The organism is Brevundimonas vesicularis, from assembly GCF_027105095.1.
Lineage (GTDB): Bacteria > Pseudomonadota > Alphaproteobacteria > Caulobacterales > Caulobacteraceae > Brevundimonas > Brevundimonas vesicularis_E.
Genome location: NZ_CP114278.1, coordinates 1,036,826 through 1,062,820 on the forward strand (window position 1 = coordinate 1,036,826; position 25,995 = coordinate 1,062,820).

Below are 25,995 nucleotides of genomic sequence, written 5' to 3' on the forward strand. Positions count from 1 at the left end.
GTTCCCGCACCCTGACGCCGACGAGGATAGCTGATTGACCCACCCTGATGTCGAAAGTCCTAGGTGGGACGAGGCAAGCCGACTGGACGCCCTCAAACGCTATGGTGTTCTGGATACACCCCCGGAAACGTCCTTCGACGACATCGCCAAGCTCGCGGCGCGGATCTGTGACGCGCCCATGGCCGCCGTCAGCTTGGTCGATACGCAGCGTCAGTGGTTCAAGGCCGAGGTCGGCCTTGGCGTCAGTGAAACGCCACGGTCCCAATCCTTCTGCGCCTACGCCATGCTTGGCGAGGAGGCCATGGTGGTGACGGATGCAGAGCTGGATTCCCGTTTCGCAGGCAACGCCCTGGTCACCGGCCCGCCGCACATCCGCTTCTACGCCGGCCACCCGCTGAAGACGCCAGACGGCGTATCGCTCGGCGCGCTGTGCGTCCTGGACGACAAGCCGAGACCGGAAGGCCTCACCGAACTCCAGACCCTGGCGCTGAAGACCCTTGCCGACCAGGTGATGAACCAGTTGGAGTTGCGTCGCGCCCTGCTGGACCGGGACACCAGCCAGCGCACGGCGCGTCTGGCGATGGAGGCGTCGGCCTATGTCGGGGCCTGGGATTGGGACATCGTCGAGGACAAGGTCGTCGCCGACGAGCGTTTCGCGCGCATGTACGGGGTCGATCCCGTCGCCGCTCAGGCCGGCGCGCCGATCGAGATGTTCACCGCCAATGTCCATCCTGACGATGTTGAGCGTGTGCGAGACGAGATCGATCGCGCCATGTCCGGCGATGGCGTATTCCTCTGCGAATATCGTCTGATCGCCAACGGCGTCGAGCGTTGGGTGCTGGTGCGCGGCCAGACCTATTTCGACGCCAAGGGGGACGCTGCTCGCCTTCCCGGCATCGCTGTGGACATCACGGACCGCCGACGGATCGAGACGGATCTGGCCGAGACGGCGCGGGCCCTGAGCGAGAGCGAGGCGCGGTTCCGCGTTCTCGCCGACGCTATGCCGCAGATGGTCTGGTCGACGCTGCCTGACGGCTTCCACGACTACTACAACGCCCGTTGGTACGAGTTTACCGGCGTGCCGCTCGGCTCCACGGACGGCGAGGGCTGGAACGACATGTTCCACGCGGATGATCGCGACCGCGCCTGGAGCGTCTGGCGTCGCTCACTGGAAACCGGCGAGCCCTATGAGATCGAGTACCGCCTGAGACACCACAGCGGGGTCTATCGTTGGACGCTGGGCCGCGCGGTCGCGGTGCGCGACGAAGCCGGCGAGATCACCCGTTGGTTCGGCACGCTGACCGATATTGACGAGCTGAAGCGGCTTGAGCAGGGGCGCGAGCTGGTCAGCCAGGAGCTGAGCCACCGGATAAAGAACATCTTTGCGGTGGTCACGGCACTGGTCGCCCTATCGGCGCGCCAGTATCCCGAAGCCAAGGCCTTCTCCGCCTCGCTGCGCACCCGGATCGCCGCCCTGGCGCGCGCGCACGAGTTCGTGCGTCCCCATACGGAGACGTCGAAGACCACGATCGGTGCGACCACGCTGCATTCCTTCCTGTCGGACCTGTTCAAGGCCTATGCGGACGAGACCGGCGCGCCGCGCGTCGTGATCGAGGGGGATGATGCGGTCTTCGACGATCAGGCGGCGACGTCGGTGGCCCTCCTCTTCCACGAACTGGCCACGAATGCGGCCAAGTACGGGGCCCTGTCCGAGAAGGGCGGGCTAGTCTCGCTGAGGACCGCCCGGAATGAGGATCGATTTGTGCTGACCTGGACCGAGACCGGAGGGCCGCCGATCCAAAATCCACCGGCGCGGACCGGCTTCGGTTCATCCCTCGCCACGCTGTCCGTGCAGGGACAATTGGGTGGACGGCTGGACCGCGAATGGCGTCCGGAAGGTTTGAAAATCATCGTCGATCTTCCGGCGACGGCGCTTTCACGCCGACGAGCCGCCCATGATCTCAGAAATTAGCGAAATGTTGAAACCAATCGGTTCAACTCGCGTTCTGTACGCTCCCGAGCACAAACCTAACCTCATGACCGCGCGTATCCTCATCATCGAAGACGAAGCCCTCGTTGCGATGGAGCTTCGATTCGTGCTGGAAGATCTGGGGCATGAAGTCCTGGGCGTCGCCGCGACCGCAAAGGCCGCGCGCGATCTGGTGCGCGAAAACGAAGTGGATTTGGCCCTGGTCGATATCCACCTGTCCGATGGTCCCACGGGGATCAACTTGGGTCGTGAACTGGGTCAGGACATGGGCGTCTCCGTCCTGTTCATGACGGCCAATCCCGGCATGGTGAAGGAAGGCGTCGCCGGAACGATCGGTGTCCTGTCCAAGCCGACGGATGAACATGCCGTGCAGACCGCCGTGGATTACGCCCTGCGCCGTCGCCAGGGCCAGCCGGTCGACTACGCACCGCCGGGCCTTCAACTCTTCGGGTAACCGCTTTCCCAACGGTTGCAGCCGTATGGATGCGGCATATGTCGAGGGTTCCCAAAAGGAGACCTCCCCATGACGACCCTCACCAAACGCAAGCTCGGCTCCAGCGGCGTGGACATCGCCCCTCTGGTGTTCGGCGGCAATGTCTTCGGCTGGACGGCGGACGAGGCGACGTCATTCGCCCTGCTGGACGCCTTCGTCGAGGCCGGCTTTGACGCCATCGACACCGCCGACGCCTATTCGCGCTGGGTTCCGGGCCACTCCGGCGGGGAGAGCGAGACGATCATCGGAAAGTGGCTGAAGGCGCGCGGCCGGCGCGACCACGTCAAGATTCTGACCAAGGTCGGATCGGACATGGGGCAGGGCCACAACGACCTGTCGCCGGCCTGGATCGAGACGGCGGTCGAGGCGTCGCTGCGCCGGCTCCAGACCGACTATATCGACCTGTACCAGACCCACTGGCCCGACCCGAAGACGCCGCAGGAGGAGACGCTGCGCGCGCTGGACAAGCTGGTGCAAGCCGGCAAGGTGCGCGCCATCGGCACGTCCAATCATTCGGCCGAACAGGTGTCCGAAGCTCTGGACATCTCGCAGCGCGAGGGTCTGGCCGCCTATGCGACGATCCAGCCGCACTACAACCTGTACAGCCGCGACACCTTCGAGGGCGGGTTGCAGGACCTGGCCGTCGAGAGGGGCTTATGCGTCATCACCTATTTCAGCCTGGAGAGCGGCTTCCTGACCGGCAAATACAAGACCGTCGATCAGATCGCCGGGACCAAGCGCGAGGGCATGCTGAAGGACAAGTTCGACGAGCGCGGCGTGCGCATCCTGGCGGTGCTGGACGCCGTGGCGCAGAAGAATGAGGCCACCTCCGCCCAGGTCGCCCTGGCCTGGCTGCTGGCCCAACCCGGCGTGACGGCCCCCATCGTCAGCGCGACCTCGACCGAGCAACTGGCCGACACGCTGAAGGCGGCGACCCTGATGCTGTCGGACGAGGACGTGGCGGAACTGATGGAGGCGAGCGCCTACTGAAGGGGGGTGAACAAGGCGCCGAACTCAACAGGGAGTTCGGCGCTTGCGATTTTCACAGCACCGTTGGAATCGACGCCGTCGATCTGAACTCTGAGACCGTGTTGATTCAACAGGGCAGGCCCGCCCAGCACCTGTGGTCGGATTGGCGTGAAACTGCCGGGCAACTGGCGTTTTCGTCGTCCTTCGCCGGTCCACATCGTCACCTCGTAGGCGCCCGAACGGCGGTTCCAAACCACCTGCGCCTGGCCAGCCATAGCGCGGGGATCGCTCAACTCACTTGGAGCCGGCGTGGAATAACTCACCGGGCCTTCCGCAAGCGGTTGTCGTCCTTGGTAGGCTAGGGGCGTCGGTTCGCGGCATGCCGCTTCGCGCAGGATCGTGCAGCCGCCACGCATCGCAGACCAGAATTGTTCGAACCGCCCATCGTCGTCGGCATCACGAAGACAGCGAATCGAATAGTTCTGATCGGAACAAAACACCGTCTGGCCGGACCGTGTGGTCACGGCCATCCAGAGCGGATCGGTCGGCTTGATGGCTTCCTCGCCGAACCCCGCAGGTCGAAGCTCACGCGTCACGCTTCGCGCGCTGGCCCTGGAAAGTCTGAAATCAAACAAGTAGCCGGGTTGGACTGATCCATCATTTCGGGTCGGCCTGATGACGACTGGAAACACTATGGCGTCAGAGAAACGAGAGGGTTCAGGCTCAGTGATCTGAGCCTTTACGGTCGTGATGGGCAGGATAATCAACGCCGCTGCCACAGCGATCCAAAGTCTGATCTGTCCTTTCACAATCCGCCTCCTCTTGCAGCACTACCAGACCCCGATCTTCTCCGCCTCGGCGTGGCTGATGGGGTTGTGGGCCTTGGCGTGGTCCTCCTCGGCGAGGAAGCGGCTGACTTCCAGGGCGGCCATGCAGCCCATGCCGGCGGCGGTGACGGCCTGGCGATAGACGTCGTCGGTCACGTCGCCGGCGGCCCAGACGCCTTCGATTTCGGTCGAGGCGGTGCCGGGCTTGACCCGCAGATAGCCGCCGGCGTTGGTTTCCAGCTGGCCCTTGAACAGTTCCGACGACGGGGCGTGGCCGATGGCGATGAAGACGCCGTCGGCGGGGATTTCCCGGGTCGAGCCGTCCTGGACGTTCTTGAGCCGGACGCCGGTGACGTTCTTGGCCATGCCGTCCACGACGCCGACGATCTCCTCGATCGCCGAGTTCCAGATCACCTCGACATTGGGGTGGGCGAACAGCCGGTCCTGGAGGATCTTCTCGGCGCGGAACTCGTCGCGACGGTGAACGACCGTGACCTTGGAGGCGAAGTTGGTCAGGAACAGCGCTTCTTCGACGGCGGTGTTGCCGCCGCCCACGACCACGACCTCCTTGCCGCGATAGAAGAAGCCGTCGCAGGTCGCGCAGGCCGAGACGCCGAAGCCCTGATACGCGGCCTCGCTCTCAAGCCCGAGCCATTTGGCCTGGGCGCCGGTGGAGATGATGACCGTCTCGGCCAGCAGTTCCTGGCCGCTGTCCAGCGTCAGGCGGAACGGGCGTTGCGACAGGTCGGCGGAGACCACGATGTCGTGGATGACCTCGGTCCCGACATGCAGGGCCTGGGCCTGCATCTGCTCCATCAGCCAGGGGCCCTGGATGGTGTCGGCGAAGCCGGGATAGTTCTCGACGTCGGTGGTGATGGTCAGCTGGCCGCCGGGCTGGATGCCGGCGATGACGACGGGGTTCAGCGAGGCGCGGGCGGCGTAGATGGCGGCGGTCCAGCCGGCGGGGCCGGAGCCGATGATGGCGACGCGAACGGTACGAGCTTGGGTCATGGCTCCTATTTAGGCGGTGATTCCCGTTTGCGCGATGCTAGTCTCGTCTGACACGCAGGGGAGATGGGATGACGAACAAGAACGCGGCCTTCCTGCCGATCGGGATCGGCATGGGCCTGTCGATCGGCGTGGCGCTGGGCGTCGCCCTGGACAACGTCGGCCTGGGCCTCGCCCTGGGCACGGCCATCGGATCGGGCTTTGGCGTGGCCCTGATGAGCGCGGCGAACGCCAAGGCGAAGAAGGGCGACGGGTCGGACGGCGGCGCGGTCATGCCGTCGTCGGATACGTCGCAGCACAGCGGCCCAGACTGCAGCGGGGACAGCGGTTGTGACGGCGGGGGCGGTGGCGGCGACTAGAAAAGGCCACTCCAGATTTTTTGAGTGCACTTTAGTGCAGATTTTTGCGACCCGTTCTTAGGAAACCTCCCGATGACGGTCGCCACCATGGGGCATAGCTGCGTCAGGAACGGACGTGGGTTTCGCTATCGCGTCCGCATCGCTTCCAGAACGGCGCGCGCGGCGCGGTCGGTTTCGGCCAGCGGGTCGTAGGTCCAGCCGTCCAGCGCGCCGTCGAACGGACGGGTTGCGCCGCGCGATTGCAGGTCGTCGTGCAGGCGAGCGAACTTGTCGCCGGCTTTCAGCGGGATCATCGGCAGGACGTGGACCGGCTTGCCGGTGGAAGCGGCTTCGGCGGCCATGTTGGCGCTGTCCTCGGTGACCAGGATGTGGTCGGCGAAATGCAGGAAGCCGAACAGGGGGTTGTCGCCTGTCCCGTCCCAGATCCAGTCCGGCAGGTCCGACAGGCGAGCGGTCATGACGGCCTTCGCCGCATCGGGCGTGCGGCGTGAGAAGGTCAGCATCAGCGCGCCGCCATATGCTCGCACGGCGTGCGCGATCTGGTCGGCCAGGTCCGCCGCATGGGCCTCGGTCAGGTCGAAAGCCTTGGACTTGCCGCCGATCAGCACGGCGATGCGCGGATGGGGCAGGGGGGCGATCCGGTCGGCGAAGGCGGGCGCAGCCTCGGCGATCCGCTGGGGCGTGATGCGGTGGGGCGAGCCGGTTACTTCGAAGACATTGTCGCCCGACAGACCGTCATGGGCGGGGGCGACGATCAGGTCGTAGCGGTCGTTCGCCCAGCGGGGATCCTGGGTCTGAACGACGAAGGTCTTTCCGCCGCTCCAGGCCTTGATGCGGGTCGACAGCGGCAGGGTCGCGCGACCCGTGGCGATCCATAGATCGGGCCAGGGGGCGGTCAGGGGTGCGGACGCCAGCATGGCCGGGGTCTTCAACGCCGACGGCAGGCGGTCGAAGATCGGCCGCCAGCGGATATGTTTTATCGTGATCTCGGCCGGGGTCAGGCGCTGAACGGCCTCGGCGAGACCCAACGCCTGATTCTGTATGCCCGCGCGGCCGTCGGAGACGACCCAGATGGAGAGGGGGCGCGTCATCTGCTCTCCCTCCCCCTGCGGGGGAGGGAGGCCGAGCGGAGCGAGGTCGGGTGGGGGGGGCAGAGCGAAACCCCAAGGACCTTAATGGTTTCAGAAAGTGCGTCCCTGCCGGGCCGCCCCCACCCCGTCGCTGCGCGACGACCCTCCCCGGAGCGGAGAGGGAGAAGGTCGTGCGAGTTTTGGCTTACTTCCACTCGACCTTGAGGATCTCGTAGGCCTTCACGCCGCCAGGGGTGTTGACCTCCACGACGTCGCCGACTTCCTTGGAAATCATGGCGCGCGCGATCGGCGAGGCGATCGAGATCTTGCCCTTCTTCACATCGGCTTCGTGTTCGCCGACGATCTGGTAGGTAGCCTCTTCCTCGGTGTCCTCGTCCACCACGGTGACCGTGGCGCCGAACTTGACCTGGCTGCCCGACAGTTTGGACACGTCGATGACCTGGGCGCGGCTGATCTTGTCCTCGATCTCGGCGATCTGGCCTTCGATCCAGCCCTGACGCTCCTTGGCGGCATGGTATTCAGCGTTTTCGGACAGGTCGCCGTGCTCACGCGCCTCGGAAATGGCGGCGATCACGCTCGGCCTTTCGACCGACTTCAATTGCTTCAGTTGATCGTCGAGGGCACGGTAGCCCTCGCCCGTCATCGGCACTTTTTCCATTTGTGTCGTGATTTTTCTGGTTCGCCCGGAGACTGGAAAGACGCGAGATAAGCACACAAAAGGCCGCGGGGCGGGCGCGGCCGGGCATCAAGACTAGGGTTTCTCGCTCAGGAATTCAAGAGCGCAGCGCCCGCGCCGGTTGACCGCTCAGGCGCGGGCCGGCGGTTCGGGCTTGTGATCACGACGCAGGACGCCCTTTATGAGGCTGTAGGCCAGCCAACCGACGGCGGCGAGCCCGGCGAGCATGAAGACGCCGGAAATCAGGGCGGCTCCTGCCGCCATGAAGGCGAGGACGAAGGCGACGGCCGCAGCCAGTCCGGCGACGATCTGAATGGTTTGAAGGCGCATGAGACCTTAACGCCCTCGACCACGGCGGGTTGCGCCGCCGCGATCACGATCCGATCACGCGTAGCTGTAGGGACCGCCGCGTTCGAGCGCGCGTTGATAGGCAGGCCGCGCATGGATGCGGTTCAAGAAGGCCTTCAGGCGAGGCTTGGTCTCGGCATTGAAGGCGCGGTCGGCGCCCGCTTCGACCGGAAAGCTCATCATGATGTCGGCGGCGGTGAATTGGTCGCCCGCGAACCATTCCGAGCGGCCCAGTTCGTCCTCCCAGAAGCCGACATGATTGCGCAGCTGAGGATCGACGAAGGTGTCTAGCGTCTTGTTGGCGATGCCGTTGACGATGGGCTTCAGCAGAGCGGGCGCGCGGCGCGGCAACATGCTGAAGACCAGCTTCAGCAACAAGGGCGGCATGGCTGACCCTTCGGCATAGTGCAGCCAATAGGTGAAGCGACGGCCGTCCTCGGTTCCCGCCGCCGGACGCAGGCGACCTTGGCCGTAGGTGTCGAGCAAGTATTCGACGATGGCCCCGGTCTCTGCGACCTTGACCGCGCCGTCCTCGATGACCGGCGACTTGCCCAGCGGGTGGATCGCCAGCAGTTCGGGGGGCGCCAGCCGGTTTCCGGGGTTTCGTTCGTAGCGCACGACTTCGTAGTCCAGGCCCAGCTCTTCGAGCAGCCAAAGGACGCGTTGCGAGCGGCTGTCGTTCAGATGGTGGACTTTGATCATGGGTCGGCTCCGGGCGGCGAGGCGTGACTATTCGCAACGCCGCCCGAGAAGTCGAGCGGCGATTGCGGCGTCAGCGCGGGCGACGTCCGCTCCAGCGTCCGCGCGGTTGCGGCGCGACCTTGGGCTTGGCGCCTTCGCGGCGGTTGCGCCAGACCTCATAGGCCAGGGTCGCCAGGGCCAGTTTGCCGGCGTGACGACCGGCGACGCGACGGCCGCCCTTGGAGAGCAGCAGGCTGCCGAGGAGGGGAACGAGTTTGTGCAGGCGGGACATGATTGAGTTCCTTTCGTCGTCCCAACGCGCCGTGGGCGATCAGGGTTCGCCCTGCGACGACATGAACTGTCAGCGACCGGCAGAAGGTTTGGCGCGCGCAACGCGCCGAGCGGTGCTAGCGCTAGGGCATGAGCCAATCCCGCATCGCCGCCTTCTTCACCTCCCTGAGCTTTTTCGTCATCGCGGCCCTGGTCGCCGGCGTCGTCGTCGGCGCCCTGGCGCAAGGGGCGCAGGCCGCCTGGCTGACCGGCGCTCTGGGCGTGGTCGAGAGCTTGGGCCAGGTCTGGCTCAACGCCCTGCGCATGACCGTCATTCCCCTGGTGTTCAGCCTGCTGATGACCGGCATCGTGTCGATCGCCGATGCGGCGGCGACGGGCCGGATCGCGGTGCGGTCGCTGGTGGTGTTCGGCGTGCTGCTGGTCGGGGCAACGCTCTATGCGATCCTGGCTGGCTTGGGCCTGCTGGCGGTCTGGCCGATCGATGCCGAGGCGGGACGTGGCCTGCTGGCGGGCGTCAGCGCCGAATCGCTGGCGACCGTGGGCGAGGCGGCGCGCACCGACGGGCTGCGCGCCTTCCTGGCCAGTCTGGCGCCGGCCAATGTCATCAAGGCGGCGTCCGACGACGGGGTGCTGGCGGTGGTGGTCTTCGCCGTCGCCTTCGGCTTCGCCGCGACGCGGATCAAGGCCGAGCTGCGGCGCCCGCTGGCGGGCTTCTTCGAGGCGGTGGCCGAGACCATGGTGGTCATCGTCCACTGGGTGCTGCTGGCGGCGCCATTCGGGGTGTTCGCCCTGGCGCTGGGCGTGGGTTTGCGCGCGGGCCTCGGGGTGGCGGGGACGCTGGCTCACTACGTCGCCATCGTCTGCCTCAGCCAGATCGGGCTGATCCTGATCATCTATGTCGTGGCGATTGTGTGGGGGCGGATTTCGCTGGCCCGTTTCGCGCGCGCCGTGGCCCCGGCCCAGGTCGTCGCCGTCTCGACCCAGTCGTCGCTGGCCAGCCTGCCGGTCATGATCGAGCGCGCGCGCGACTGGCTGGGCGTGCCGCAGACGTCGGCGGGTCTGGTGCTGCCGCTGGCGGTGGCGGTGTTCCGCATCACCAGCCCGGTCGCCAACCTGGCGGTCTGCCTCTATGTGGCGCAGTTGCACGGGGTGGATCTGGGGCTCGGCGTGCTGATCGCCGGCGGACTGACGGCCATCGCCGTGTCCATCGCCTCGGTCGGTTTGCCGGGTCAGGTCAGCTTCTTCGCCGCCATCGGCCCCATCTGTCTGGCCATGGGCCTGCCGCTGGGCGTGCTGCCGCTGTTGCTGGCGGTCGAGGTCATCCCCGACATCTTCCGCACCGTCGGCAATGTCACCGCCGACCTTGCCGCGACCCGGATCGTGGCCGGCGAAGATGGGGCAGGCGAGGACGGTCGCGTTACAGAATGACCCAGGCGGCGCCGCCCGCCATCAGGATGAGGTGAAGCAGGACGATCAGGCCGAACTGGGTCCTGAATGGTTCCTTGCCCGTCTTGTGGCGCAGGATGTGCTGACCCATCCACGCGCCCAGCCCGCCGATCAGGCCGAACAGCAACAACGTCGATTCCGGCGTGCGCCACAGGCCGGCCTTGGCGCGCTGCTTGTCCCTGGCGAAGGCGAGAAATCCCAAGACTTCGCCGCACAAGATGGCGATCAGGGCGAGGTCGAGATTGGACATCGGCGTGGCTCCGGCGTTCGGCCGCTACAGCCTTGCAGCGTGCGGCCGAAAACCGGAAATCTCGTCAACGTCAGGCGTAGTCCTGGATCGCCCGCACATCCAGGTCGCCGGCCTTGATCGCGCCGATGGCCTGGGCCGCGGCCAGGGCGCCGGCGGTGGTGGTGTAGTAGGGCATCTTCATCATCAGGGCGGTGCGGCGCAGCGAGAAGCTGTCCTGCAGCGACTGCTTGCCCGAGGTGGTGTTGAAGACCAGCTGGACCTCGCCGTTCTTCATCGCGTCCACGATGTGCGGGCGGCCTTCCAGCACCTTCTTGACCAGTTTCACCTTCAGCCCCTGTTCGACCAGATAGGCGTGGGTGCCGCCGGTGGCCATCAGGCTGAAGCCTTCGGCCAGCAACGTCCGGGCGGCGTCGACGATGAAGGGCTTGTCCTCGTCCTTGACCGAGATGAAGGCGCAACCCGAGGTCGGAAGCGTGGTCCCGCCGCCGATCTGGGACTTGGCGAATGCGCGGGCGAAGGCGGGGGCCATGTCGGCCTCTCCCGGCCGCTTGAAGTCCAGGCCCATGACCTCGCCGGTCGAGCGCATTTCCGGACCCAGGACGGTGTCCACGCCGGCGAAGCGGGCGAACGGGAAGACCGCTTCCTTGACCGCGATATGGTCGTAGGGCTTGTCGGTCAGACCGAACGACTTCAGCGGCACGCCGGCCATGACCTTGGCGGCGATGGAGGCGATGGGCTGGCCGATGGTCTTGGCCACGAAGGGGGCCGTGCGGCTGGCGCGCGGATTGACCTCCAGCACGAAGATGCGCGGGTTTTCGCCGTGCGGCTCCTCGATGGCGAACTGCACGTTCATCAGGCCGCGCACCTTCAGGGCCTTGGCCATTTCGGTGGTCTGACGCTTCAGCTCGTCCACGATCGCGGGCCGCAGCGAGAAGGGCGGCATGGAGCAGGCGCTGTCGCCCGAGTGGACGCCGGCCTCCTCGATATGTTCCAGCACGCCGGCGACGAAGACCGTCTCGTCGTCGCACAGGGCGTCCACGTCCACCTCGGTGGCGCGGTTCAGATAGTGGTCGATCAGGACCGGATCGTCGCCAGAGACGCGCATGGCCTCGTGGACGTAGCGGTCCAACTGCTCGCGGTCGTGGACGATCATCATGCCGCGACCGCCCAGGACGTAGGAGGGGCGCAGGACGACGGGATAGCCGACCTCTTCGGCCTTCTGCGCGGCCTCTTCGGCCGAACGGGCCAGGCCGTTGGGCGGCTGGCGCAGGCCGATGCCTTTCAGCATCTGCTGGAAGCGTTCGCGATCCTCGGCCAGGTCGATGGAGTCGACGCTGGTGCCCAGGACCGGAATGTCATCCTCTTGCAGGGCGTGGGCCAGCTTCAGCGGGGTCTGGCCGCCGAACTGGACGACGCAGCCGATCAGCTCGCCGTTCGAGCGCTCGACCTCGATCAGCTCCAGCACGTCCTCGGCCGTCAGCGGCTCGAAATACAGGCGGTCGGAGGTGTCGTAGTCGGTCGAGACGGTCTCGGGGTTGCAGTTGACCATGATGCTCTCGACGCCGATCTGGTCGAAGGCGAAGGCCGCGTGGCAGCAGCAGTAGTCGAACTCGATGCCCTGGCCGATCCGGTTCGGACCGCCGCCCAGGATGATGGCCTTCTTCTTGTCCGTCGGCTCGGACTCGCACTCGGGGATCTGGCCGAGCGCGCCGGTCTCATAGGTCGAGTACATGTAGGCGGTGGCTGAGGCGAACTCGGCGGCGCAGGTGTCGATGCGCTTGAACACCGGGCGCACGTTCAGGCCGCGACGGGCGGTCCGGACGGATTTTTCGCTCTGGCCGGTCAACTGAGCCAGACGAGCGTCGGAGAAGCCCTTGGACTTCAGGCGGCGGAATTCGGTCGGCTCGGTCGGCAGGCCCTTGACCCGGACGTGGCCTTCCTCGCGGACGATATCGGCGATCTGGCGCAGGAACCAGGGCTCATAGGCACAGGCGGCGGCGACCTCTTCCACCGTCAGGCCGTGGCGGAAGGCCTGGGCGATGACGCGGATGCGGTCGGGGGTGGGGATGCCCAGGGCGCGCACGACCGCGCCACGGGCCGTGGCGTCGTCTTCGGCGCCGGCCACCCCTTCGATCTCGATTTCGTCGAAGCCCGACAGGCCGGTCTCAAGCCCGCGAAGCGCTTTCTGCATCGATTCCTGGAAGGTGCGGCCGATGGCCATCACCTCGCCCACCGACTTCATCGAGGTGCCCAGCAGGGGCTCGGAACCCGGATATTTCTCGAAGGCGAAGCGCGGGATCTTGGTGACCACATAGTCGATCGACGGCTCGAACGACGCCGGCGTGACCTGGGTGATGTCGTTGGTCAGTTCGTCCAGGGTGTAGCCGACCGCCAGACGCGCCGCGACCTTGGCGATGGGGAAGCCGGTGGCCTTGGACGCCAGGGCGGACGAGCGCGACACGCGCGGGTTCATCTCGATCACGACCATGCGGCCGTCGGCGGGGTTGATCGCCCACTGGACGTTCGATCCGCCCGTCTCGACGCCGATCTCGCGCAGCACATTGATCGAACCCGTCCGCATCCGCTGATATTCCTTGTCGGTCAGCGTCAGGGCAGGGGCGACGGTGATGGAGTCGCCGGTGTGCACCCCCATCGGATCCACGTTCTCGATCGAGCAGATGATGATGCAGTTGTCCGCCGTGTCGCGGACGACCTCCATCTCATATTCCTTCCAGCCGAGAACCGATTCCTCGATCAGGACTTCGGTGGTCGGCGACAGGTCGAGGCCGCGCAGGACGATCTCCTCGAACTCCTCGCGGTTGAAGGCGATGCCGCCGCCTGTGCCGGCCAGGGTGAAGGACGGGCGGATCACGGCGGGCAGGCCGACGAACTCCAGCCCCTCCAGCGCCTCTTCCATCGAATGGGCGGCCTTGGAGCGGGGTGATTCCAGGCCCAGCTTGTCCATCGCGTCGCGGAACTTCTGGCGGTCCTCGGCCTTGTCGATCACCTCGGCCTTGGCGCCGATCATCTCGACGCCGTGCTTGGCCAGCGCGCCGGATTCATGCAGGGCCAGGGCGGTGTTCAGCGCGGTCTGACCGCCCATGGTCGGCAGCAGGGCGTCGGGCTTTTCCTTGATGATGATCTTCTCGACCATCTCGGGCGAGATCGGCTCGATATAGGTGGCGTCGGCCACCTCCGGGTCGGTCATGATGGTGGCGGGGTTCGAGTTGACCAGGATTACCCGATACCCTTCCGCCTTCAGCGCCTTGCAGGCCTGAACCCCGGAATAGTCGAACTCGCACGCCTGGCCGATGACGATCGGGCCGGCGCCGATGATGAGGATGGACTTGATGTCTGTGCGCTTGGGCATCGCCAGCTCTTCTTCTTATTGAACGCTAGTGGGTCACGACCGCGCATTCCCAGCCGTCATACTCCAGCTGGAAGGCCGCGGCCCAGGTCTGCATCATGGCCGAGACGGGCGCGAAACTGGCCGCGTCGACCGCCATGGTGGTTTCGAGAATCGTCATGTCGCCCTCGCCACGGGCGATGAAGCCCGCACGTCGCGCCACCTCGCACAGGTCGCCGTGCGCATCCTCGTCGCCGAGGAAGAAGAACAGCGTATGGCGCGGCGTCACGCCGCTGTCGCCCTGTTCGGCCAGCGCCGCGCGCACCATGGCGTCGCGTTCGTCGTGACAGATGTCCGAGGCGTCCAAGGGAGTGCGTCGTCCTTCGTTCTCTACGCGCGCGAGAAGCCCCCGCAGAGCCTGGCCCTGCGACGCTCACGTCTGCTTGTCGGTTAAGCGGCCCGTTTAGAGAGGGTGGGGCGAGGGGGCAAGACCTTAAGCGTCCGCGATCGCTGCGATCCAGTCGGGGAGTTCGTCGATGCGGGCGAGGGAGAAGTAGCGGCGTTCGTCAACCGGGGCGTCGGCCAGTTCGTGGGCCCAGGTGACGTGATAGGGGATGTGGACGCCGAAGGCGCCGGCGGCGATGGCGGGCAGAACGTCGGACTTCATGGAGTTGCCGGCCATGACGGCCTCGACCGGGCCCGTGCCGTGGCGGGTGAAGACCCGCTCGTAGGTGGCGCGATCCTTTTCGGAGACGATCTCGACGGCGCTGAACAGGTCGCCCAGGCCCGAGGCGGCCAGCTTGCGTTCCTGATCCAGTAGGTCGCCCTTGGTGATCAGGACCAGGCGGTACTTTTCGGACAGTTCGGCGACGACCGCATCCACGCCGGGCAGGGTCTCGACCGGATGGGCCAGCATCTCGCGCCCGGCGGCCAGGATCTCGCGCACGACATGGGGCGGAGCGGCGCCGTTTGTCAGCTCCATCGCCGTCTCGATCATCGACAAGGTGAAGCCCTTGATGCCGTAGCCATAGAGCCGCAGGTTGCGTTGCTCGGTTTCGGCTAAACGCGCCTCGATGGTCGCCTCGTCGCCGTGGTCGGCCAGAAGATCGACGAACCGCGCATGGGTCAGGCGGAAGATCGTCTCGTTGTGCCAGAGGGTGTCGTCGGCATCGAGGCCGACCGTGGTGATGCTCATGCCGCGCCCCTATCATGGGACGAACGCGGAAGGGAGACGCGATGAACGGATCGGCGGTGGTGATCGGGGCGACGGGCGGCATCGGCCGGGCGATGGTCGAGCGGATCGTGGCGGACGGCGCGTTCGAGACCGTGTGGGCCGTGTCGCGGTCCGGCGCGGATGTGGCGGGCGCACTAGGGTTGGCGGCCGATCTGGAGGATGAGGCCAGTCTGGCGTCCGCCGCCGAACGGATCGGCCAGGGACCGGCCCCAATCCTGATCGTCGCGGCGACCGGAGTGCTGCACGACGGGCTTCAGCCGGAGCGGTCGTTTCGTCAGTTGGATGCGGTACATCTGTTGCGGGACTATCGCGTCAATGCGGTGGGGCCGGCGCTGGCGGCGAAACATCTGCTGCCGCTGATGCCGCGCGATCGGCGGGCGGTTTTCGCGGCCCTGTCGGCGCGGGTCGGGTCGATTGCCGACAACCGGCTGGGCGGCTGGCACGCCTATCGCGCGTCCAAGGCGGCGCTGAACATGATCCTGCGCAATCTGTCGGTCGAGATGGCGCGCAGCCATCCGCAGGCGGTGATCGCCGGTCTGCATCCCGGCACGGTGGCGACGGATCTGAGCGCGCCGTTTCAGAAGGGGGTGGCGGAAGGCAAGCTGTTCACGGCCGACTATTCCGCCGAGCGGCTGCTGTCCGTGCTGTCGAACCTGACCCCGGCCGACAGCGGCGGCGTCTTCGCATGGGACGGGGCGCGGGTGCCCGAATAGCGCGCAGTCGTGACTTGAGCGAGACGGCCGACTGACGTCAGATGGTGGTCATGCTTCTGAGCGTTTCCGCCCGGCTTTTCAGCCTTATGTTGCTCGGCCTGCCGCTGAGCGTCCCGGCCGTGGCCCAACCGGTCGATTCGCCGGTTGTCGATCCGGTCGTCGCTACAGCGCCCTCGCGCGACCGCGTGCGGTTGAACCAGCGGGTGTTCGATCGGGTGTGGAGCGAGGTGCGGCGGGGCTATTACGATCCGACCCTGCACGGCGTCGATTGGAACGCCGCGCGGGCGACGTTCCGGCCCCAGGCCCTGGCGGCGAGCGACGAGCGGGGGCTTTACCGCGTCATCAATGCGATGCTGGATCTGCTGAACGACGGTCATGCGGCGGCCAGTCCGCCGGCGGCGGTGCGGCGTCAGGAGGCGCAGTTCGCCCGGCGCGCCGTGATGGGTCTGACCCTGATGCGGGGCGAGACGCCGGACGACTGGACGGTCGAGCGTGTCCGACCCGGCTCGCCGGCCGAGGCGGCGGGCGTGCAGATGGGCTGGGCCCTGAACTCGGTCGATGGGAAGCCCTGGGGACCGGACGTCGAGACCTATGACGGGGTTCCGGTGCAACTGGTCCTGACCGACGATGCGGGACAGAGGCGCGAGATCGTCCTGACGCCGCGCGTGATGGAGGCCATCGAACCATTCACCGCCGACAAGTCGCGGCCGGGGGTGTTGGTGCTGCGCGTCGAGCAGTTCGACAAAGGCCTGGGCGCCTGGATGGGCAGTGAACTGGAAGGCCTGCCGCCGGATGTCGACGTGGTGCTGGACCTGCGCGGCAATCCCGGTGGGCGGCTGATGGAGGCGGAATCGGTCCTGACCTGTTTCCTGCCGCGCGATCAGGTCTGGGCGACGCGGACGGGACGCAGCGGCCGGCCGGTGGTTCTGCGAGCGGCGGGCGACTGCGGCGATCGGCGCGATCCCCTGGCCAATGATGTGGCGGTTCTGGTGGACCAGGGCAGCCGCAGCGCCGCCGAACTGACGCCGGCCGCCCTGCAGGAGGCGCGGCGCGGCATCGTGGTGGGCGAGAAGACGGGGGGATCGGTGCTGATCGCCCAGGAGACCAATCTGCCGGACGGCGGGCGGCTGACGCTCAGCCGGGCGGACTTCGTGACTTCGGGCGGCATTCGGCTGGAGAAGCGGGGGGTCACGCCGGACATCGCCGCGCCCCGCACCGTGGCCCAGCGCCGCGCGGGCGAAGATCCGACATTGGAGACGGCGATCGCCGCCCTGCAGGCCGAGGATCGCGCCAGGGCCGACACCCCCGCCAGCGGCCTCTAGATCAGCAGCATTTGAAGCCGCCGGCGCCGCCGAAGCGGCGCTGCTCGTGCAGGCGGAAGAAGGCGGTCTTGTCCAGCGGCGGCTGGTCGGGATGGGTCGCCGCCGCGTGATCGACATAGGCCTGATAATCCGGCTGACCGATCATGGCGCCGGCCGTGCGCCTGACGCCGCGACCCCACCGCAGGGCGGTGTCGCGGCACAGGCACAGCAGGTCGTCTTGCGACGGGTTAGGCACGGGCCGCATCCGCCGCCTCGTCGGCCACCGTCAGCTCGTGGCTTTCCGGATATTCGCGCACCGTCGGGCGGTTGTTCGCATAGGCCTTGCGGCACGCCAGGACGCCATAGACGACCATGGTGACGACCACGAACAGGAAGCCAGCCGTCAGCGTCGAGTTGACGTAGTCGTTGACCACGATGCGGTGCATGTCGCCAATGCTCTTGGCCGGGGCGATCAGTTCGCCGGCGCCCAGCGCCTCCTGATATTTGCGAGCGTGGGACAGGAAGCCGATGCGGACGTCCGGGTGGAACAGCTTCTGGAAGCCCGCCGTCAGGGTGCAGATCAACAGCCAGGTCGCGGGAACGACCATGACCCAGGCGAACTTCTCGCGCTTCATCTTGAACAGGACGACGGTGCCCAGGATCAGGGCGACGGCGGCCAGCATCTGGTTGGCGATGCCGAACAGGGGCCACAAGCTGTTGATGCCGCCCAGCGGATCGACCACGCCGGTGTAGAGGAAATAGCCCCACAGACCGACCGTCAGGGCCGTGGCGACGACGTTGGCGCCCCACGACTTGGTCTCGCGCATCTTGGGCACGGCGACGCCCAGCAGGTCCTGGATCATGAAGCGGCAGACCCGAGTGCCGGCGTCGACCGTCGTCAGGATGAACAGGGCCTCGAACAGGATGGCGAAGTGATACCAGAAGGCCATCATGGCCTTGCCGCCGATCACGCCGGACAGGATGTGCGCCATGCCGACCGCCAGGGTCGGGGCGCCGCCTGCGCGCGACAGGATCGAATGTTCGCCCACGTCGCGCGCCAGCTGTTCAAGCTCTCCGGGCGTGATGTGGAAGCCCCACTGGGCCACGGCGGCGGCGGCGGAGGCCGCATCCTTGCCGATGACGGCGACCGGGCTGTTCATGGCGAAATAGACGGCCGGGTCCAGAACCGTGGCGGCGATCAGGGCCATGACGGCGACGAAGCTTTCGCACAGCATGGCGCCATAGCCGATCATCGGGATCTGAGCTTCGTTCTCCAGCAGCTTGGGCGTGGTTCCCGACGAGATCAGGGCGTGGAAGCCCGATACGGCGCCGCAGGCGATGGTGATGAACAGGAAGGGGAACAGGGCGCCGGCGAAGACCGGGCCGGTGCCGTCGATGAAGGGGGTGATGGCCGGCATTTGCAGGTGCGGGCGCACGATCAGAATGCCGACGGCCAGGGCCACGATGGCGCCGATCTTCAGGAAGGTCGACAGATAGTCGCGCGGCGCCAGCAGCAGCCATACCGGAATGACCGAGGCGATGAAGCCATAGACCATCATCAGGATCGCCAGGGTCGGGCCGGTCAGGGTGAAGGCCGGGCCCCAGAACGGATCCGCCGCGATATGGCCGCCGCCGATGATGGCCAGGATCAGCAGGACGACGCCGATCACCGACACCTCGCCCACGCGGCCCGGCCGCAGGAAGCGGGTGTACAGGCCCATGAAGATGGCGATGGGGATGGTGGCGGCGACGGTGAAGGTGCCCCACGGGCTTTCGGCCAGGGCCTTGACCACGACCAGGGCCAGAACCGCCAGGATGATGACCATGATCATCAGGACGCCGACCTGGGCGATGATGCCGGGGATGTTGCCCATTTCGGTGCGGATCATGTCGCCCAGCGACTTGCCGTCGCGACGCGTCGACATGAACAGGACCATCATGTCCTGCACCGCGCCGGCCAGCACGGCGCCGACCAGGATCCACAGGACGCCCGGCAGATAGCCCATCTGGGCGGCCAGAACCGGCCCGACCAGCGGCCCTGCGCCGGCGATGGCGGCGAAGTGGTGGCCGAACAGGACGTTCTTGGGCGTCGGCACATAGTCCAGCCCGTCGTTGCGGCGCATGGCCGGGGTCAGGCGCGCGGGGTTCAGCTGCATGACCTTGTTGGCCAGGTAGCGGCTGTAGAACCGATAGGCGATCGCATAGGTGCAGACGGCGGCGACCACCATCCAGACCGCGCTGATGCTCTCGCCCTGATGCAGGGCGATGATGCCGAGGGCTGCCGCCCCCAGGATGGCGATGGCGCCGAAGATTATGGGTGTGCTGAGTTTGCCCACGACAGATCCCTCCCGGCCGGCTGACTGCGACCCTCGCCCTTGGTTTGCACCACAATGCGGGACAAGGCCAATCGACTAAAGTCGTAGAAATGAGGGATCAGACGTCTCCTCCCTGCGGAGCGGGGAGGTGGCGCGGCGCATCTTCGCGCCGTGACGGAGGGGTTCTGCGACGCATCACAGGCGCCTGTGCGACTTCAAGAACCCCTCCACCGCTTCGCGGTCCCCCTCCCCATTTCATGGGGAGGAGACGGCGGTGTCAGTTCCGAACGACCTTGACCCGTCCGGCGGCTTCACGCGCGCGGTCGCGGGCCTGTTCGACGTCGGCGCCGCGGGCGACAGCCACGCCCATGCGGCGGCGCTCGAAGGCCTCGGGCTTTCCGAACAGACGCAGATCGGCGGTCGGGACCGACAGTGCCTCCGCAACGCCCTCGAAGGCGATACCTTGCGCGTCCATGCCGCCATAGATGACGGCGCTGGCGGCGGGCTCGCGCTGGGTCACGTCGACGGGCAGACCCAGGATGGCGCGGGCGTGCAGCGCGAACTCGCTCATGGTCTGGCTGGCCAGGGTGACCAGGCCAGTGTCGTGCGGGCGAGGAGAGACCTCGGAGAACCAAACCTGGTCGCCCTTGACGAACAGTTCGACGCCGAAGACGCCGTAACCGCCCAGCGCCTCGGTGACCTTGGCGGCGATGTCTTGGGAGGCGGCCTGCGCAGCGGGCGTCATGGCCTGCGGCTGCCAGCTTTCGACGTAGTCGCCCTTGACCTGGCGGTGGCCGATGGGCGCGCAGAAATCGGTGCGGGTCGAGCCGTCGGCGTCGCGCGAGCGGACGGTCAGCAGCGTGATCTCGAAGTCGAAGTCGATGCGTCCCTCGACGATGACGCGGGCGCCGGCGACGCGGCCGCTGTCTTGGGCGTAGGTCCAGGCGTCGGCGATTTCATCGGCGCCTTCGACGAAGGACTGGCCCTTGCCCGACGAGGACATGACCGGCTTGACGAAGTTGGGATAGCCGACGGCCTCGGCGCCGGCGGCCAGTTCCTTGGCCGAGCCCGCGAAGGCGTAGGGGCTGGTGGGAAGACCCAGCGCTTCGGCGGCCAGTTTGCGGATGCCCTCGCGGTTCATCGTCAGCTGCACCGCGCGAGCCGTCGGGATGACCGTCGCCATGCCGGCGGCCTCGATATCGGCCAGAACCTCGGTGGCGATGGCCTCAATCTCGGGCACGATGAAGTGCGGGGCCTCGGCCAGGATGACGCCGTTCAGCACCTGGGCGTCGGTCATGGGGATGACGTGGCTGCGGTGAGCGACCTGCATGGCCGGGGCATTGGGATAGCGATCGACGGCGATGACCTCGACACCGAGCCGCTGAAGCTCGATAGCGACTTCCTTGCCCAGTTCGCCCGAGCCCAGCAGCATGACGCGCACGGCGGTGTCGGAAAGCGGGGTGCCGAGTTTCATGGCGATCAGTCTCCGGCGCTGTGTCCTCCCCGCGCCAGCGGGGAGGGGGACCGCGAAGCGGTGGAGGGGTTCTGGGCGCCGAAAGAGCCCCTCCGTCTCTCCGCTTCGCTGCGAGCCACCTCCCCGTTCGCTGCGCGAACAGGGAGGAGACAGGGACTTACAGCCGCGCCTTGACCGCCGCGACGATGGCGTCCGAGGTGATGTTGAACTTCTCGTACAGAACCTCGGCCGGGGCCGAGGCGCCGAAGCCGGTCATGCCGATGAAGGCGCCGTCTTCGCCGATGAAGCGTTCCCAGCCTTGCTTGATCGCGGCTTCCACGGCGACGCGGACCGTGCCGCGGCCGATGACCGAGGCCTGATAGGCGGCGTCCTGCTGTTCGAACAGTTCGAACGACGGGACCGAGACGACGCGGGTCGCTACGCCTTCGGCTTCCAGCGTCTCGGCGGCCTTCAGCGCCAGAGCCAGTTCCGTGCCGGTGCCGAACAGGGTGGCCTTGGCCTCGCCACTGGCGGCCTTGATCTCATAGGCGCCCTTTGCACAGAGATTCTGGGCCGACAGGTTTTCGGTCGAGGCGACGGTGCGGACAGCCGGGGTCTTCTGGCGCGACAGCGCCAGGGCCGACGGCGCGGTCTTGGTCTGCAGGGCGATCTGCCAGCACTCCATCGCCTCGATGGTGTCGGCGGGGCGGAAGACCAGCAGGTTCGGAATGGCGCGCAGGGCCGCCAGATGTTCCACCGGCTGGTGCGTCGGGCCGTCTTCGCCCAGGCCGATCGAGTCGTGCGTCAGGACGTGGATGGCGCGCACGCCCATCAGGGCGCCCAGGCGGATGGCCGGGCGGCTGTAGTCCGAAAACACCATGAAGGTGCCGCCGTAGGGGATGACCCCGCCATGCAAGGCCAGACCGTTCATGGCCGCGGCCATGCCGAACTCGCGGATGCCCCAGTTGACGTAGCGGCCCTCATAGGTCGGCGCATCCAGGATCGGCGTGCCCTTGACGAAGGTGTTGTTCGAGCCGGTCAGGTCGGCCGAGCCGCCGACCAGTTCGGGAATGGCGGCGAACAGTTCGTCGAGCGCCGCGCCCGACGACTGGCGCGTCGCCTGGGCCGGCTGGGTCTCGACCAGTTCGGCGATCTTGGCGTTCAGGGCGTCGAAGGCGGCCTCGGGCAGGTCGCCCTTCATGGCGCGGGTGAAGTCGGCGGCCTGGGCCGAGGCGGCGAGGCGGGCCTCCCACTTCTTGCGATCCTTGGCGCCGCGACGGCCGACCTTCTTCCAGGCGTCGGCGATGGTCTGGGGCATTTCGAAGGGATCGTGATCCCAGGCCAGGCCCAGGCGCGTGGCGGCGATCTCGGCGGCGCCCAGGGCCGCGCCGTGGGTCTTGTGGCTGCCTTCCATCGTGGCGGCGCCCTTGCCGATCTTGGTCTTGCAGGCGATCAGGGTGGGCTTGTCCTGACGCATGGCCCACTTCATCGCGCCCTTGATGGCGTTCATGTCGTGGCCGTCGATCGCCTTGACCGCCCATCCGGCGGCCTTGAAACGAGCCTTCTGATCGGTGGTGTCCGACAGGGAGACCTTGCCGTCGATGGTGATCTCGTTGTCGTCCCACAGGACGTGCAGCTTGTTCAGCTTGTAGCGGCCGGCAAGCGCGATGGCTTCCTGCGACACGCCTTCCATCAGGCAGCCGTCGCCGGCGATGACCCAGGTGCGGTGATCGACCAGATCGTCGCCATACTTCGCCGCCAGATGGCGCTCGGCCATGGCGAAACCGACGGAAGTGGCCAGGCCCTGACCCAGCGGGCCGGTCGTGACCTCGACGCCCGGCATATGGCCGTATTCCGGGTGCCCGGCGGTCTTGGAGCCCCACTGACGGAAGTTGGACAGTTCTTCCTTCGTCGCGCCCTTATAGCCGGTCAGGTGCAGCAGGGCGTAGATCAGCATCGAGCCGTGGCCGGCTGACAGGATGAAGCGGTCGCGGTCGGCCCAGTCGGGGCGGGAGGCGTCGAACTTCAGGAAGCGAGAAAACAGCACCGTGGCGACGTCGGCCATGCCCATCGGCATGCCGGGGTGGCCGGACTTGGCCTTCTCGACGCCGTCCATGGCGAGGACGCGAATGGCGTTCGCCATCTGCTCGGGCGTGGCCTTTGGTGCGGTTTTGGCGTCGGTCACTGTGGAGACCTCTGTTGGGAAGGCGGAAAAAGGGGGCGCGCCCCTTTACCCCGGCGCGTCCTCGGCTTCTATACGGAATCTAAAGGAGCGACCGATGGCAGACGCCACCACGGCCGCACGGGCGCGTATTGATCGCGCCCTGGCCGAACTGGAACGCAAGATTCTGGAGCTGAAGGCGAGGCCCGCCTCGGCGCCTCCGATCGCGGACGACGACCTGTTCGCTCCGCGCGCCACAGATCAGCGCGTGGCCGAGCTGGAGGCCGCCGGGCGTGAGGCGTCCGAGGCGCTGGGCCGCGCCGCCCAGGCCGTGCGCGAGGTCCTGGCCGAAAGCGAGGCCGGCTGATGGCGACGGTGACGGTCGAGGTCAACGGTCGCCCCTATGCGGTGGGCTGCGCCGACGGACAGGAAGAGCGCGTGCGCATCCTGGCCAAACAGTTCGACAACCAGGTGCGCCAGGTCGCAGGCGACGTGGGCCATGTCGGCGATCTGCGGCTGTTTCTGATGTCCGCGCTGATCCTGGCCGACGAACTGCATGAGGCGCGGCTGAACGTCGGCAAGGCGGGGCCTTCGTCAGCGACCGCCCCGGCGGCGGCTTCGACGGACGGGGTGGCCGAGGCGCTGAACGCCGTCGCCGCGCGGATCGAAAAGATCGCCCAGAACCTCTAAACGATTATTCCGCTGCGGATGCTGGCGTCGGGGCCGGCGAAGGCCTATCTTGATCGACGGCGGGTCTTGCTGCGGCTCACGTCGAAGACAACATATCCTTCTGACCTTAATTCACTCTACGGGATCTGTCCCTGTCCGGGCTCGAGGGCTTGGGCATACGGAGCCCACCTGGCTACCCAGGTCGAGAGGATTTAAACGTTCTTCACGGTTCGCGCGGCGCCGCCACCCTCTCTCTGTGATGTGCTATCGCTCGCCGCGCGGCGGCTCCCTGCATGAGCACGCGTAGGGGCGGTTCGATGATCCAGGACAAGCACGAACTTCGATCGGCCGCCCGCGCCTTGCGCAAGCGTCTGGCCGAGGCCGACCCGCTGGCCGCCAGCCGGGCGGCGGACCATGCCGATGCGCTTCCTGCCGCTCGAATCGTCGCGCTCTATCGCGCCATGGGGTCGGAGCTGGCCACCGACGCCTTGGCTGCGGCGCTGGAGGCGGCGGGCCGCCGACTGTGCCTGCCGGTCGTGGTCCAGCGCGACGCGCCGATGGAGTTTCGCGCCTGGTCGCCCGGCGAGCCGCTGGAGATGGACGCCGCCGGATGCCCGGCGCCGCTGCCGCTGGCGGAAGTCGTCATGCCGGACCTGATCCTGACGCCGCTGCTGGCCTTTGACGATCATGGCGGGCGCCTGGGGCAGGGCGGGGGCTATTATGACCGGACCTTCGCCGCGCGACCCGACGCCATCCGCATCGGTTTCGCCTACGTCGGCCAAAGGGTCGAGCGGCTGGCGTTGGAGCCGCACGACATTCGACTGCATGGCGTTCTGACGGAGGCGGGCTACAAAGAGGTGTGATGGGATATGTCATTGACATATCCGCCCGTTCGGCTGATATGTTCAGCATGTCAGGCGCTCTGAAAGCCACTGTGTTCAAGTCGAACCGTTCGCAAGCGGTGCGGTTGCCCAAGGCCGTGGCTTTTCCCGATGATGTCAAAGAGTTGCGAGTGATCAAGGAGGGCAAAGGTCTTCTTCTGCTGCCCGCTAACGCCGTCTGGGACGATTTCTTCGACAAGCCTGGGATCGACATCGAAGAGCCCGCCGATCCAGTGGATGACACCGTGATCTCGTTCGACTGATGCTTGAAACCATGCTGGACACCAGCGTGTGCGTTCGCGCGCTGAGAGATCGCTCGGGCGTTCTGCGATCGCACTTCCGGTCGAGCGCCGATCGTCTCTGTATTTCGACGATTGCGTTGATGGAATTGTTGTACGGCGCGAACCTGTCGTCGAAACCAGATCATCACAAGGCCGAGGTCGAGGATTTCGTTCAACGGCTGGTCTTGCTGGACTTCGATGACGAGGCAGCTGCACACGCTGCCGACATCAAGACTTCTCTCAAGAGAGCCGGAACCCCTATCGGCGCTCACGACACCTTGATTGCAGGCCACGCCCGCAGTCGGGGCCTGCTCTTGTTGACAGGCAACTTGGGTGAGTTCCAACGCGTTCCCGGTCTGCGTTGCCAGGACTGGGCGGAGAGTAAGACTTGAGACTGGCCTTCTTCGGCGACGTCATCGGCAAGGCCGGCCGTGACGGCATCAGCGATCATCTTCCGGGCCTTAAGCGGGACCTGAAACTCGACTTCGTGGTGGTGAATGCGGAGAACGCCGCGGGCGGCTTCGGCATCACCGAGAACACGGCGCGCGAGCTGTTCATGGCGGGCGCCGACTGCCTGACGCTGGGCAACCACAGCTGGGACCAGCGCGAGGCGCTGACCTATATCGTGCGCGAGCCGCGCCTGATCCGGCCGGCCAACTATCCGCGCCTGATGGATGCGCCGGGCGCCGGGGCCAATCTGTTCGAGACCCATTCGGGCCGCACGGTCCTGGTGATGAACGTGCTGGGCCGGGTGCATATGGACCCGATGGACGATCCGTTCGGGGCGGTGGAGCGCGAGCTGGCCGCGGCGCCGCTGGGCGCGGTGGCGGACGCCGTGATCGTGGACATGCATGCCGAGGTCACGTCCGAGAAGATGGCGATGGGCCATTTTTGCGACGGGCGCGCGTCGCTGGTGGTCGGCACCCACACCCATGTGCCCACTGCCGACTGCCAGATCCTGCCCGGCGGCACGGCCTATCAGACCGACGCCGGGGGCTGCTGCGACTACGACAGCGTGATCGGCAACGAGAAGGAAGAGCCGCTACGCCGCTTCACCACCCGGATTTCGGGCGGCCGCTACATGCCCGCCTCCGGCCCGGCGACGGTATGCGGGGTCTTCGTCGAGACCGACGACCGAACGGGGCTGGCGACGCGGGTCGAGCCGATCCGGGTCGGCGGGCGGTTGTCTCAGGCGATTCCGGTCGTCTGATC

General features: G+C 66.8%; 28 protein-coding genes and 1 other RNA gene. 14 read left to right on the forward strand and 15 right to left on the reverse strand.

From position 1 onward, the window contains the following. The first annotated feature begins 34 nt into the window (after positions 1-34). From O2K97_RS05095 to O2K97_RS05105, 3 genes are all read left to right on the forward strand, one after another. Positions 35-1,972, forward strand: coding sequence for a PAS domain-containing protein (locus tag O2K97_RS05095; RefSeq protein ID WP_269220709.1), 1,938 nt, complete (start codon positions 35-37; stop codon positions 1,970-1,972). Positions 1,973-2,036: 64 nt separating this feature from the next. Continuing rightward, on the forward strand, positions 2,037-2,444 hold the full coding sequence (locus O2K97_RS05100; RefSeq protein ID WP_017504729.1) for a response regulator: 408 nt from the start codon (positions 2,037-2,039) through the stop codon (positions 2,442-2,444). Positions 2,445-2,513: 69 nt separating this feature from the next. After that, complete coding sequence (locus O2K97_RS05105) at positions 2,514-3,473, forward strand: aldo/keto reductase (RefSeq protein WP_269220710.1); 960 nt, start codon at positions 2,514-2,516, stop codon at positions 3,471-3,473. Here the strand turns inward: O2K97_RS05105 and O2K97_RS05110 are convergent. Beyond that, positions 3,467-4,261, reverse strand: a complete 795-nt coding sequence (locus tag O2K97_RS05110; protein WP_269220711.1) for a hypothetical protein — start codon at positions 4,259-4,261, stop codon at positions 3,467-3,469. The two genes, O2K97_RS05105 and O2K97_RS05110, sit on opposite strands and share 7 nt — an antisense overlap. A gap of 21 nt (positions 4,262-4,282) precedes the next feature. Beyond that, positions 4,283-5,290, reverse strand: a complete 1,008-nt coding sequence (trxB, locus tag O2K97_RS05115; protein WP_269220712.1) for a thioredoxin-disulfide reductase — start codon at positions 5,288-5,290, stop codon at positions 4,283-4,285. 68 nt (positions 5,291-5,358) lie between these two features. Between trxB and O2K97_RS05120 the strand changes: the two genes are divergently transcribed. Then, entirely contained in the window at positions 5,359-5,646 is a 288-nt protein-coding gene (locus O2K97_RS05120) for a hypothetical protein (protein ID WP_269220713.1), read from the forward strand. A 125-nt stretch (positions 5,647-5,771) separates the two neighbouring features. Here O2K97_RS05120 and O2K97_RS05125 read toward each other — a convergent pair whose 3' ends face one another. The 5 genes from O2K97_RS05125 to O2K97_RS05145 form a co-directional block, all read right to left on the reverse strand. Continuing rightward, positions 5,772-6,737, reverse strand: a complete 966-nt coding sequence (locus O2K97_RS05125; RefSeq protein ID WP_269220714.1) for a mitochondrial fission ELM1 family protein — start codon at positions 6,735-6,737, stop codon at positions 5,772-5,774. 184 nt (positions 6,738-6,921) lie between these two features. Then, entirely contained in the window at positions 6,922-7,395 is a 474-nt protein-coding gene (gene greA, locus O2K97_RS05130; protein WP_055752933.1) for a transcription elongation factor GreA, read from the reverse strand. Positions 7,396-7,542: 147 nt separating this feature from the next. Next, positions 7,543-7,743, reverse strand: coding sequence for a hypothetical protein (locus O2K97_RS05135; protein WP_055752934.1), 201 nt, complete (start codon positions 7,741-7,743; stop codon positions 7,543-7,545). Positions 7,744-7,797: 54 nt separating this feature from the next. Continuing rightward, positions 7,798-8,463: a glutathione S-transferase family protein gene (locus O2K97_RS05140; RefSeq protein ID WP_269220715.1), complete on the reverse strand. Its 666-nt coding sequence runs from the start codon at positions 8,461-8,463 to the stop codon at positions 7,798-7,800. Positions 8,464-8,533: 70 nt separating this feature from the next. Next, positions 8,534-8,734, reverse strand: coding sequence for a hypothetical protein (locus O2K97_RS05145; RefSeq protein WP_039244534.1), 201 nt, complete (start codon positions 8,732-8,734; stop codon positions 8,534-8,536). A gap of 128 nt (positions 8,735-8,862) precedes the next feature. Between O2K97_RS05145 and O2K97_RS05150 the strand changes: the two genes are divergently transcribed. Then, positions 8,863-10,161: a dicarboxylate/amino acid:cation symporter gene (locus O2K97_RS05150; protein ID WP_269220716.1), complete on the forward strand. Its 1,299-nt coding sequence runs from the start codon at positions 8,863-8,865 to the stop codon at positions 10,159-10,161. On the opposite strand, the gene O2K97_RS05155 is transcribed toward O2K97_RS05150, so the two are convergent. The 4 genes from O2K97_RS05155 to O2K97_RS05170 form a co-directional block, all read right to left on the reverse strand. After that, on the reverse strand, positions 10,151-10,429 hold the full coding sequence (locus O2K97_RS05155) for a DUF1294 domain-containing protein (RefSeq protein WP_269220717.1): 279 nt from the start codon (positions 10,427-10,429) through the stop codon (positions 10,151-10,153). The two genes, O2K97_RS05150 and O2K97_RS05155, sit on opposite strands and share 11 nt — an antisense overlap. A 70-nt stretch (positions 10,430-10,499) precedes the next feature. Further along, positions 10,500-13,799 carry a carbamoyl-phosphate synthase large subunit gene (carB, locus tag O2K97_RS05160; protein ID WP_269220718.1) on the reverse strand — a complete coding sequence of 1,100 codons (3,300 nt, stop codon included), beginning with the start codon at positions 13,797-13,799 and terminating at the stop codon, positions 10,500-10,502. A gap of 25 nt (positions 13,800-13,824) precedes the next feature. Then, on the reverse strand, positions 13,825-14,142 hold the full coding sequence (locus O2K97_RS05165) for a ribonuclease E inhibitor RraB (RefSeq protein ID WP_269220719.1): 318 nt from the start codon (positions 14,140-14,142) through the stop codon (positions 13,825-13,827). Between the two features lie 126 nt (positions 14,143-14,268). After that, complete coding sequence (locus O2K97_RS05170; RefSeq protein WP_269220720.1) at positions 14,269-14,970, reverse strand: HAD family hydrolase; 702 nt, start codon at positions 14,968-14,970, stop codon at positions 14,269-14,271. Positions 14,971-15,011: 41 nt separating this feature from the next. On the opposite strand from O2K97_RS05170, the gene O2K97_RS05175 reads away from it, so the two are divergent. Both O2K97_RS05175 and O2K97_RS05180 read left to right on the forward strand, forming a co-directional pair. Next, positions 15,012-15,722, forward strand: a complete 711-nt coding sequence (locus O2K97_RS05175; protein ID WP_269220721.1) for an SDR family NAD(P)-dependent oxidoreductase — start codon at positions 15,012-15,014, stop codon at positions 15,720-15,722. Between the two features lie 50 nt (positions 15,723-15,772). Further along, positions 15,773-17,044 (forward strand): S41 family peptidase, encoded by a 1,272-nt coding sequence (locus tag O2K97_RS05180; protein WP_269220722.1) that lies wholly within the window; start codon positions 15,773-15,775, stop codon positions 17,042-17,044. Position 17,045: 1 nt separating this feature from the next. Here the strand turns inward: O2K97_RS05180 and O2K97_RS05185 are convergent, their stop codons facing one another. The 4 genes from O2K97_RS05185 to tkt all read right to left on the reverse strand — a co-directional run bounded on the left by O2K97_RS05185 (position 17,046) and on the right by tkt (position 22,934). Next, the gene (locus tag O2K97_RS05185) at positions 17,046-17,288 is read right to left on the reverse strand and encodes a YbdD/YjiX family protein (protein WP_260394759.1); all 243 of its coding nucleotides are present in this window, start codon (positions 17,286-17,288) and stop codon (positions 17,046-17,048) included. Further along, entirely contained in the window at positions 17,272-19,359 is a 2,088-nt protein-coding gene (locus O2K97_RS05190) for a carbon starvation CstA family protein (RefSeq protein WP_269220723.1), read from the reverse strand. Before O2K97_RS05190 ends, O2K97_RS05185 begins: the two co-directional genes overlap by 17 nt. 256 nt (positions 19,360-19,615) lie before the next feature. Continuing rightward, entirely contained in the window at positions 19,616-20,818 is a 1,203-nt protein-coding gene (gene purT / locus O2K97_RS05195) for a formate-dependent phosphoribosylglycinamide formyltransferase (RefSeq protein ID WP_419466108.1), read from the reverse strand. A gap of 151 nt (positions 20,819-20,969) precedes the next feature. After that, the gene (tkt, locus tag O2K97_RS05200) at positions 20,970-22,934 is read right to left on the reverse strand and encodes a transketolase (protein WP_419466109.1); all 1,965 of its coding nucleotides are present in this window, start codon (positions 22,932-22,934) and stop codon (positions 20,970-20,972) included. A gap of 136 nt (positions 22,935-23,070) precedes the next feature. Between tkt and O2K97_RS05205 the strand changes: the two genes are divergently transcribed. The 7 genes from O2K97_RS05205 (at position 23,071) to O2K97_RS05235 (ending at position 25,993) form a co-directional block, all read left to right on the forward strand. After that, positions 23,071-23,319, forward strand: a complete 249-nt coding sequence (locus tag O2K97_RS05205) for a hypothetical protein (protein WP_269220726.1) — start codon at positions 23,071-23,073, stop codon at positions 23,317-23,319. Further along, complete coding sequence (locus O2K97_RS05210) at positions 23,319-23,642, forward strand: cell division protein ZapA (RefSeq protein ID WP_269220727.1); 324 nt, start codon at positions 23,319-23,321, stop codon at positions 23,640-23,642. The genes O2K97_RS05205 and O2K97_RS05210 overlap by 1 nt, the downstream gene beginning before the upstream one ends. A 63-nt stretch (positions 23,643-23,705) precedes the next feature. Further along, a non-coding RNA gene (gene ssrS / locus O2K97_RS05215) (6S RNA) lies at positions 23,706-23,866 on the forward strand. A 48-nt stretch (positions 23,867-23,914) separates the two neighbouring features. Next, positions 23,915-24,484 carry a 5-formyltetrahydrofolate cyclo-ligase gene (locus tag O2K97_RS05220; RefSeq protein WP_269220728.1) on the forward strand — a complete coding sequence of 190 codons (570 nt, stop codon included), beginning with the start codon at positions 23,915-23,917 and terminating at the stop codon, positions 24,482-24,484. Continuing rightward, entirely contained in the window at positions 24,484-24,765 is a 282-nt protein-coding gene (gene vapB, locus O2K97_RS05225; protein WP_269220729.1) for a type II toxin-antitoxin system VapB family antitoxin, read from the forward strand. Before O2K97_RS05220 ends, vapB begins: the two co-directional genes overlap by 1 nt. Beyond that, positions 24,765-25,175 carry a tRNA(fMet)-specific endonuclease VapC gene (gene vapC / locus O2K97_RS05230; RefSeq protein ID WP_269220730.1) on the forward strand — a complete coding sequence of 137 codons (411 nt, stop codon included), beginning with the start codon at positions 24,765-24,767 and terminating at the stop codon, positions 25,173-25,175. The genes vapB and vapC overlap by 1 nt, the downstream gene beginning before the upstream one ends. Continuing rightward, complete coding sequence (locus tag O2K97_RS05235; RefSeq protein ID WP_269220731.1) at positions 25,172-25,993, forward strand: TIGR00282 family metallophosphoesterase; 822 nt, start codon at positions 25,172-25,174, stop codon at positions 25,991-25,993. The genes vapC and O2K97_RS05235 overlap by 4 nt, the downstream gene beginning before the upstream one ends. Positions 25,994-25,995: the final 2 nt, after the last annotated feature.

Excerpts from the sequence above, each read along its gene's own strand:
- O2K97_RS05125 (WP_269220714.1), bottom strand. The coding sequence starts at position 6,737 with ATGACGCGCCCCCTCTCCATCTGGGTCGTCTCCGACGGCCGCGCGGGC.
- O2K97_RS05120 (WP_269220713.1), top strand. The coding sequence starts at position 5,359 with ATGACGAACAAGAACGCGGCCTTCCTGCCGATCGGGATCGGCATGGGC.
- carB (WP_269220718.1), bottom strand. The coding sequence starts at position 13,799 with ATGCCCAAGCGCACAGACATCAAGTCCATCCTCATCATCGGCGCCGGC.
- O2K97_RS05175 (WP_269220721.1), top strand. The coding sequence starts at position 15,012 with ATGAACGGATCGGCGGTGGTGATCGGGGCGACGGGCGGCATCGGCCGG.
- O2K97_RS05155 (WP_269220717.1), bottom strand. The coding sequence starts at position 10,429 with ATGTCCAATCTCGACCTCGCCCTGATCGCCATCTTGTGCGGCGAAGTC.
- O2K97_RS05185 (WP_260394759.1), bottom strand. The coding sequence starts at position 17,288 with ATGCGGCCCGTGCCTAACCCGTCGCAAGACGACCTGCTGTGCCTGTGC.
- O2K97_RS05140 (WP_269220715.1), bottom strand. The coding sequence starts at position 8,463 with ATGATCAAAGTCCACCATCTGAACGACAGCCGCTCGCAACGCGTCCTT.
- trxB (WP_269220712.1), bottom strand. The coding sequence starts at position 5,290 with ATGACCCAAGCTCGTACCGTTCGCGTCGCCATCATCGGCTCCGGCCCC.
- O2K97_RS05105 (WP_269220710.1), top strand. The coding sequence starts at position 2,514 with ATGACGACCCTCACCAAACGCAAGCTCGGCTCCAGCGGCGTGGACATC.
- O2K97_RS05220 (WP_269220728.1), top strand. The coding sequence starts at position 23,915 with ATGAGCACGCGTAGGGGCGGTTCGATGATCCAGGACAAGCACGAACTT.
- O2K97_RS05180 (WP_269220722.1), top strand. The coding sequence starts at position 15,773 with ATGCTTCTGAGCGTTTCCGCCCGGCTTTTCAGCCTTATGTTGCTCGGC.
- O2K97_RS05150 (WP_269220716.1), top strand. The coding sequence starts at position 8,863 with ATGAGCCAATCCCGCATCGCCGCCTTCTTCACCTCCCTGAGCTTTTTC.
- O2K97_RS05205 (WP_269220726.1), top strand. The coding sequence starts at position 23,071 with ATGGCAGACGCCACCACGGCCGCACGGGCGCGTATTGATCGCGCCCTG.
- vapB (WP_269220729.1), top strand. The coding sequence starts at position 24,484 with ATGGGATATGTCATTGACATATCCGCCCGTTCGGCTGATATGTTCAGC.
- vapC (WP_269220730.1), top strand. The coding sequence starts at position 24,765 with ATGCTTGAAACCATGCTGGACACCAGCGTGTGCGTTCGCGCGCTGAGA.
- O2K97_RS05210 (WP_269220727.1), top strand. The coding sequence starts at position 23,319 with ATGGCGACGGTGACGGTCGAGGTCAACGGTCGCCCCTATGCGGTGGGC.
- O2K97_RS05100 (WP_017504729.1), top strand. The coding sequence starts at position 2,037 with ATGACCGCGCGTATCCTCATCATCGAAGACGAAGCCCTCGTTGCGATG.
- O2K97_RS05135 (WP_055752934.1), bottom strand. The coding sequence starts at position 7,743 with ATGCGCCTTCAAACCATTCAGATCGTCGCCGGACTGGCTGCGGCCGTC.
- O2K97_RS05170 (WP_269220720.1), bottom strand. The coding sequence starts at position 14,970 with ATGAGCATCACCACGGTCGGCCTCGATGCCGACGACACCCTCTGGCAC.
- greA (WP_055752933.1), bottom strand. The coding sequence starts at position 7,395 with ATGGAAAAAGTGCCGATGACGGGCGAGGGCTACCGTGCCCTCGACGAT.
- tkt (WP_419466109.1), bottom strand. The coding sequence starts at position 22,934 with ATGGCGAACGCCATTCGCGTCCTCGCCATGGACGGCGTCGAGAAGGCC.
- O2K97_RS05145 (WP_039244534.1), bottom strand. The coding sequence starts at position 8,734 with ATGTCCCGCCTGCACAAACTCGTTCCCCTCCTCGGCAGCCTGCTGCTC.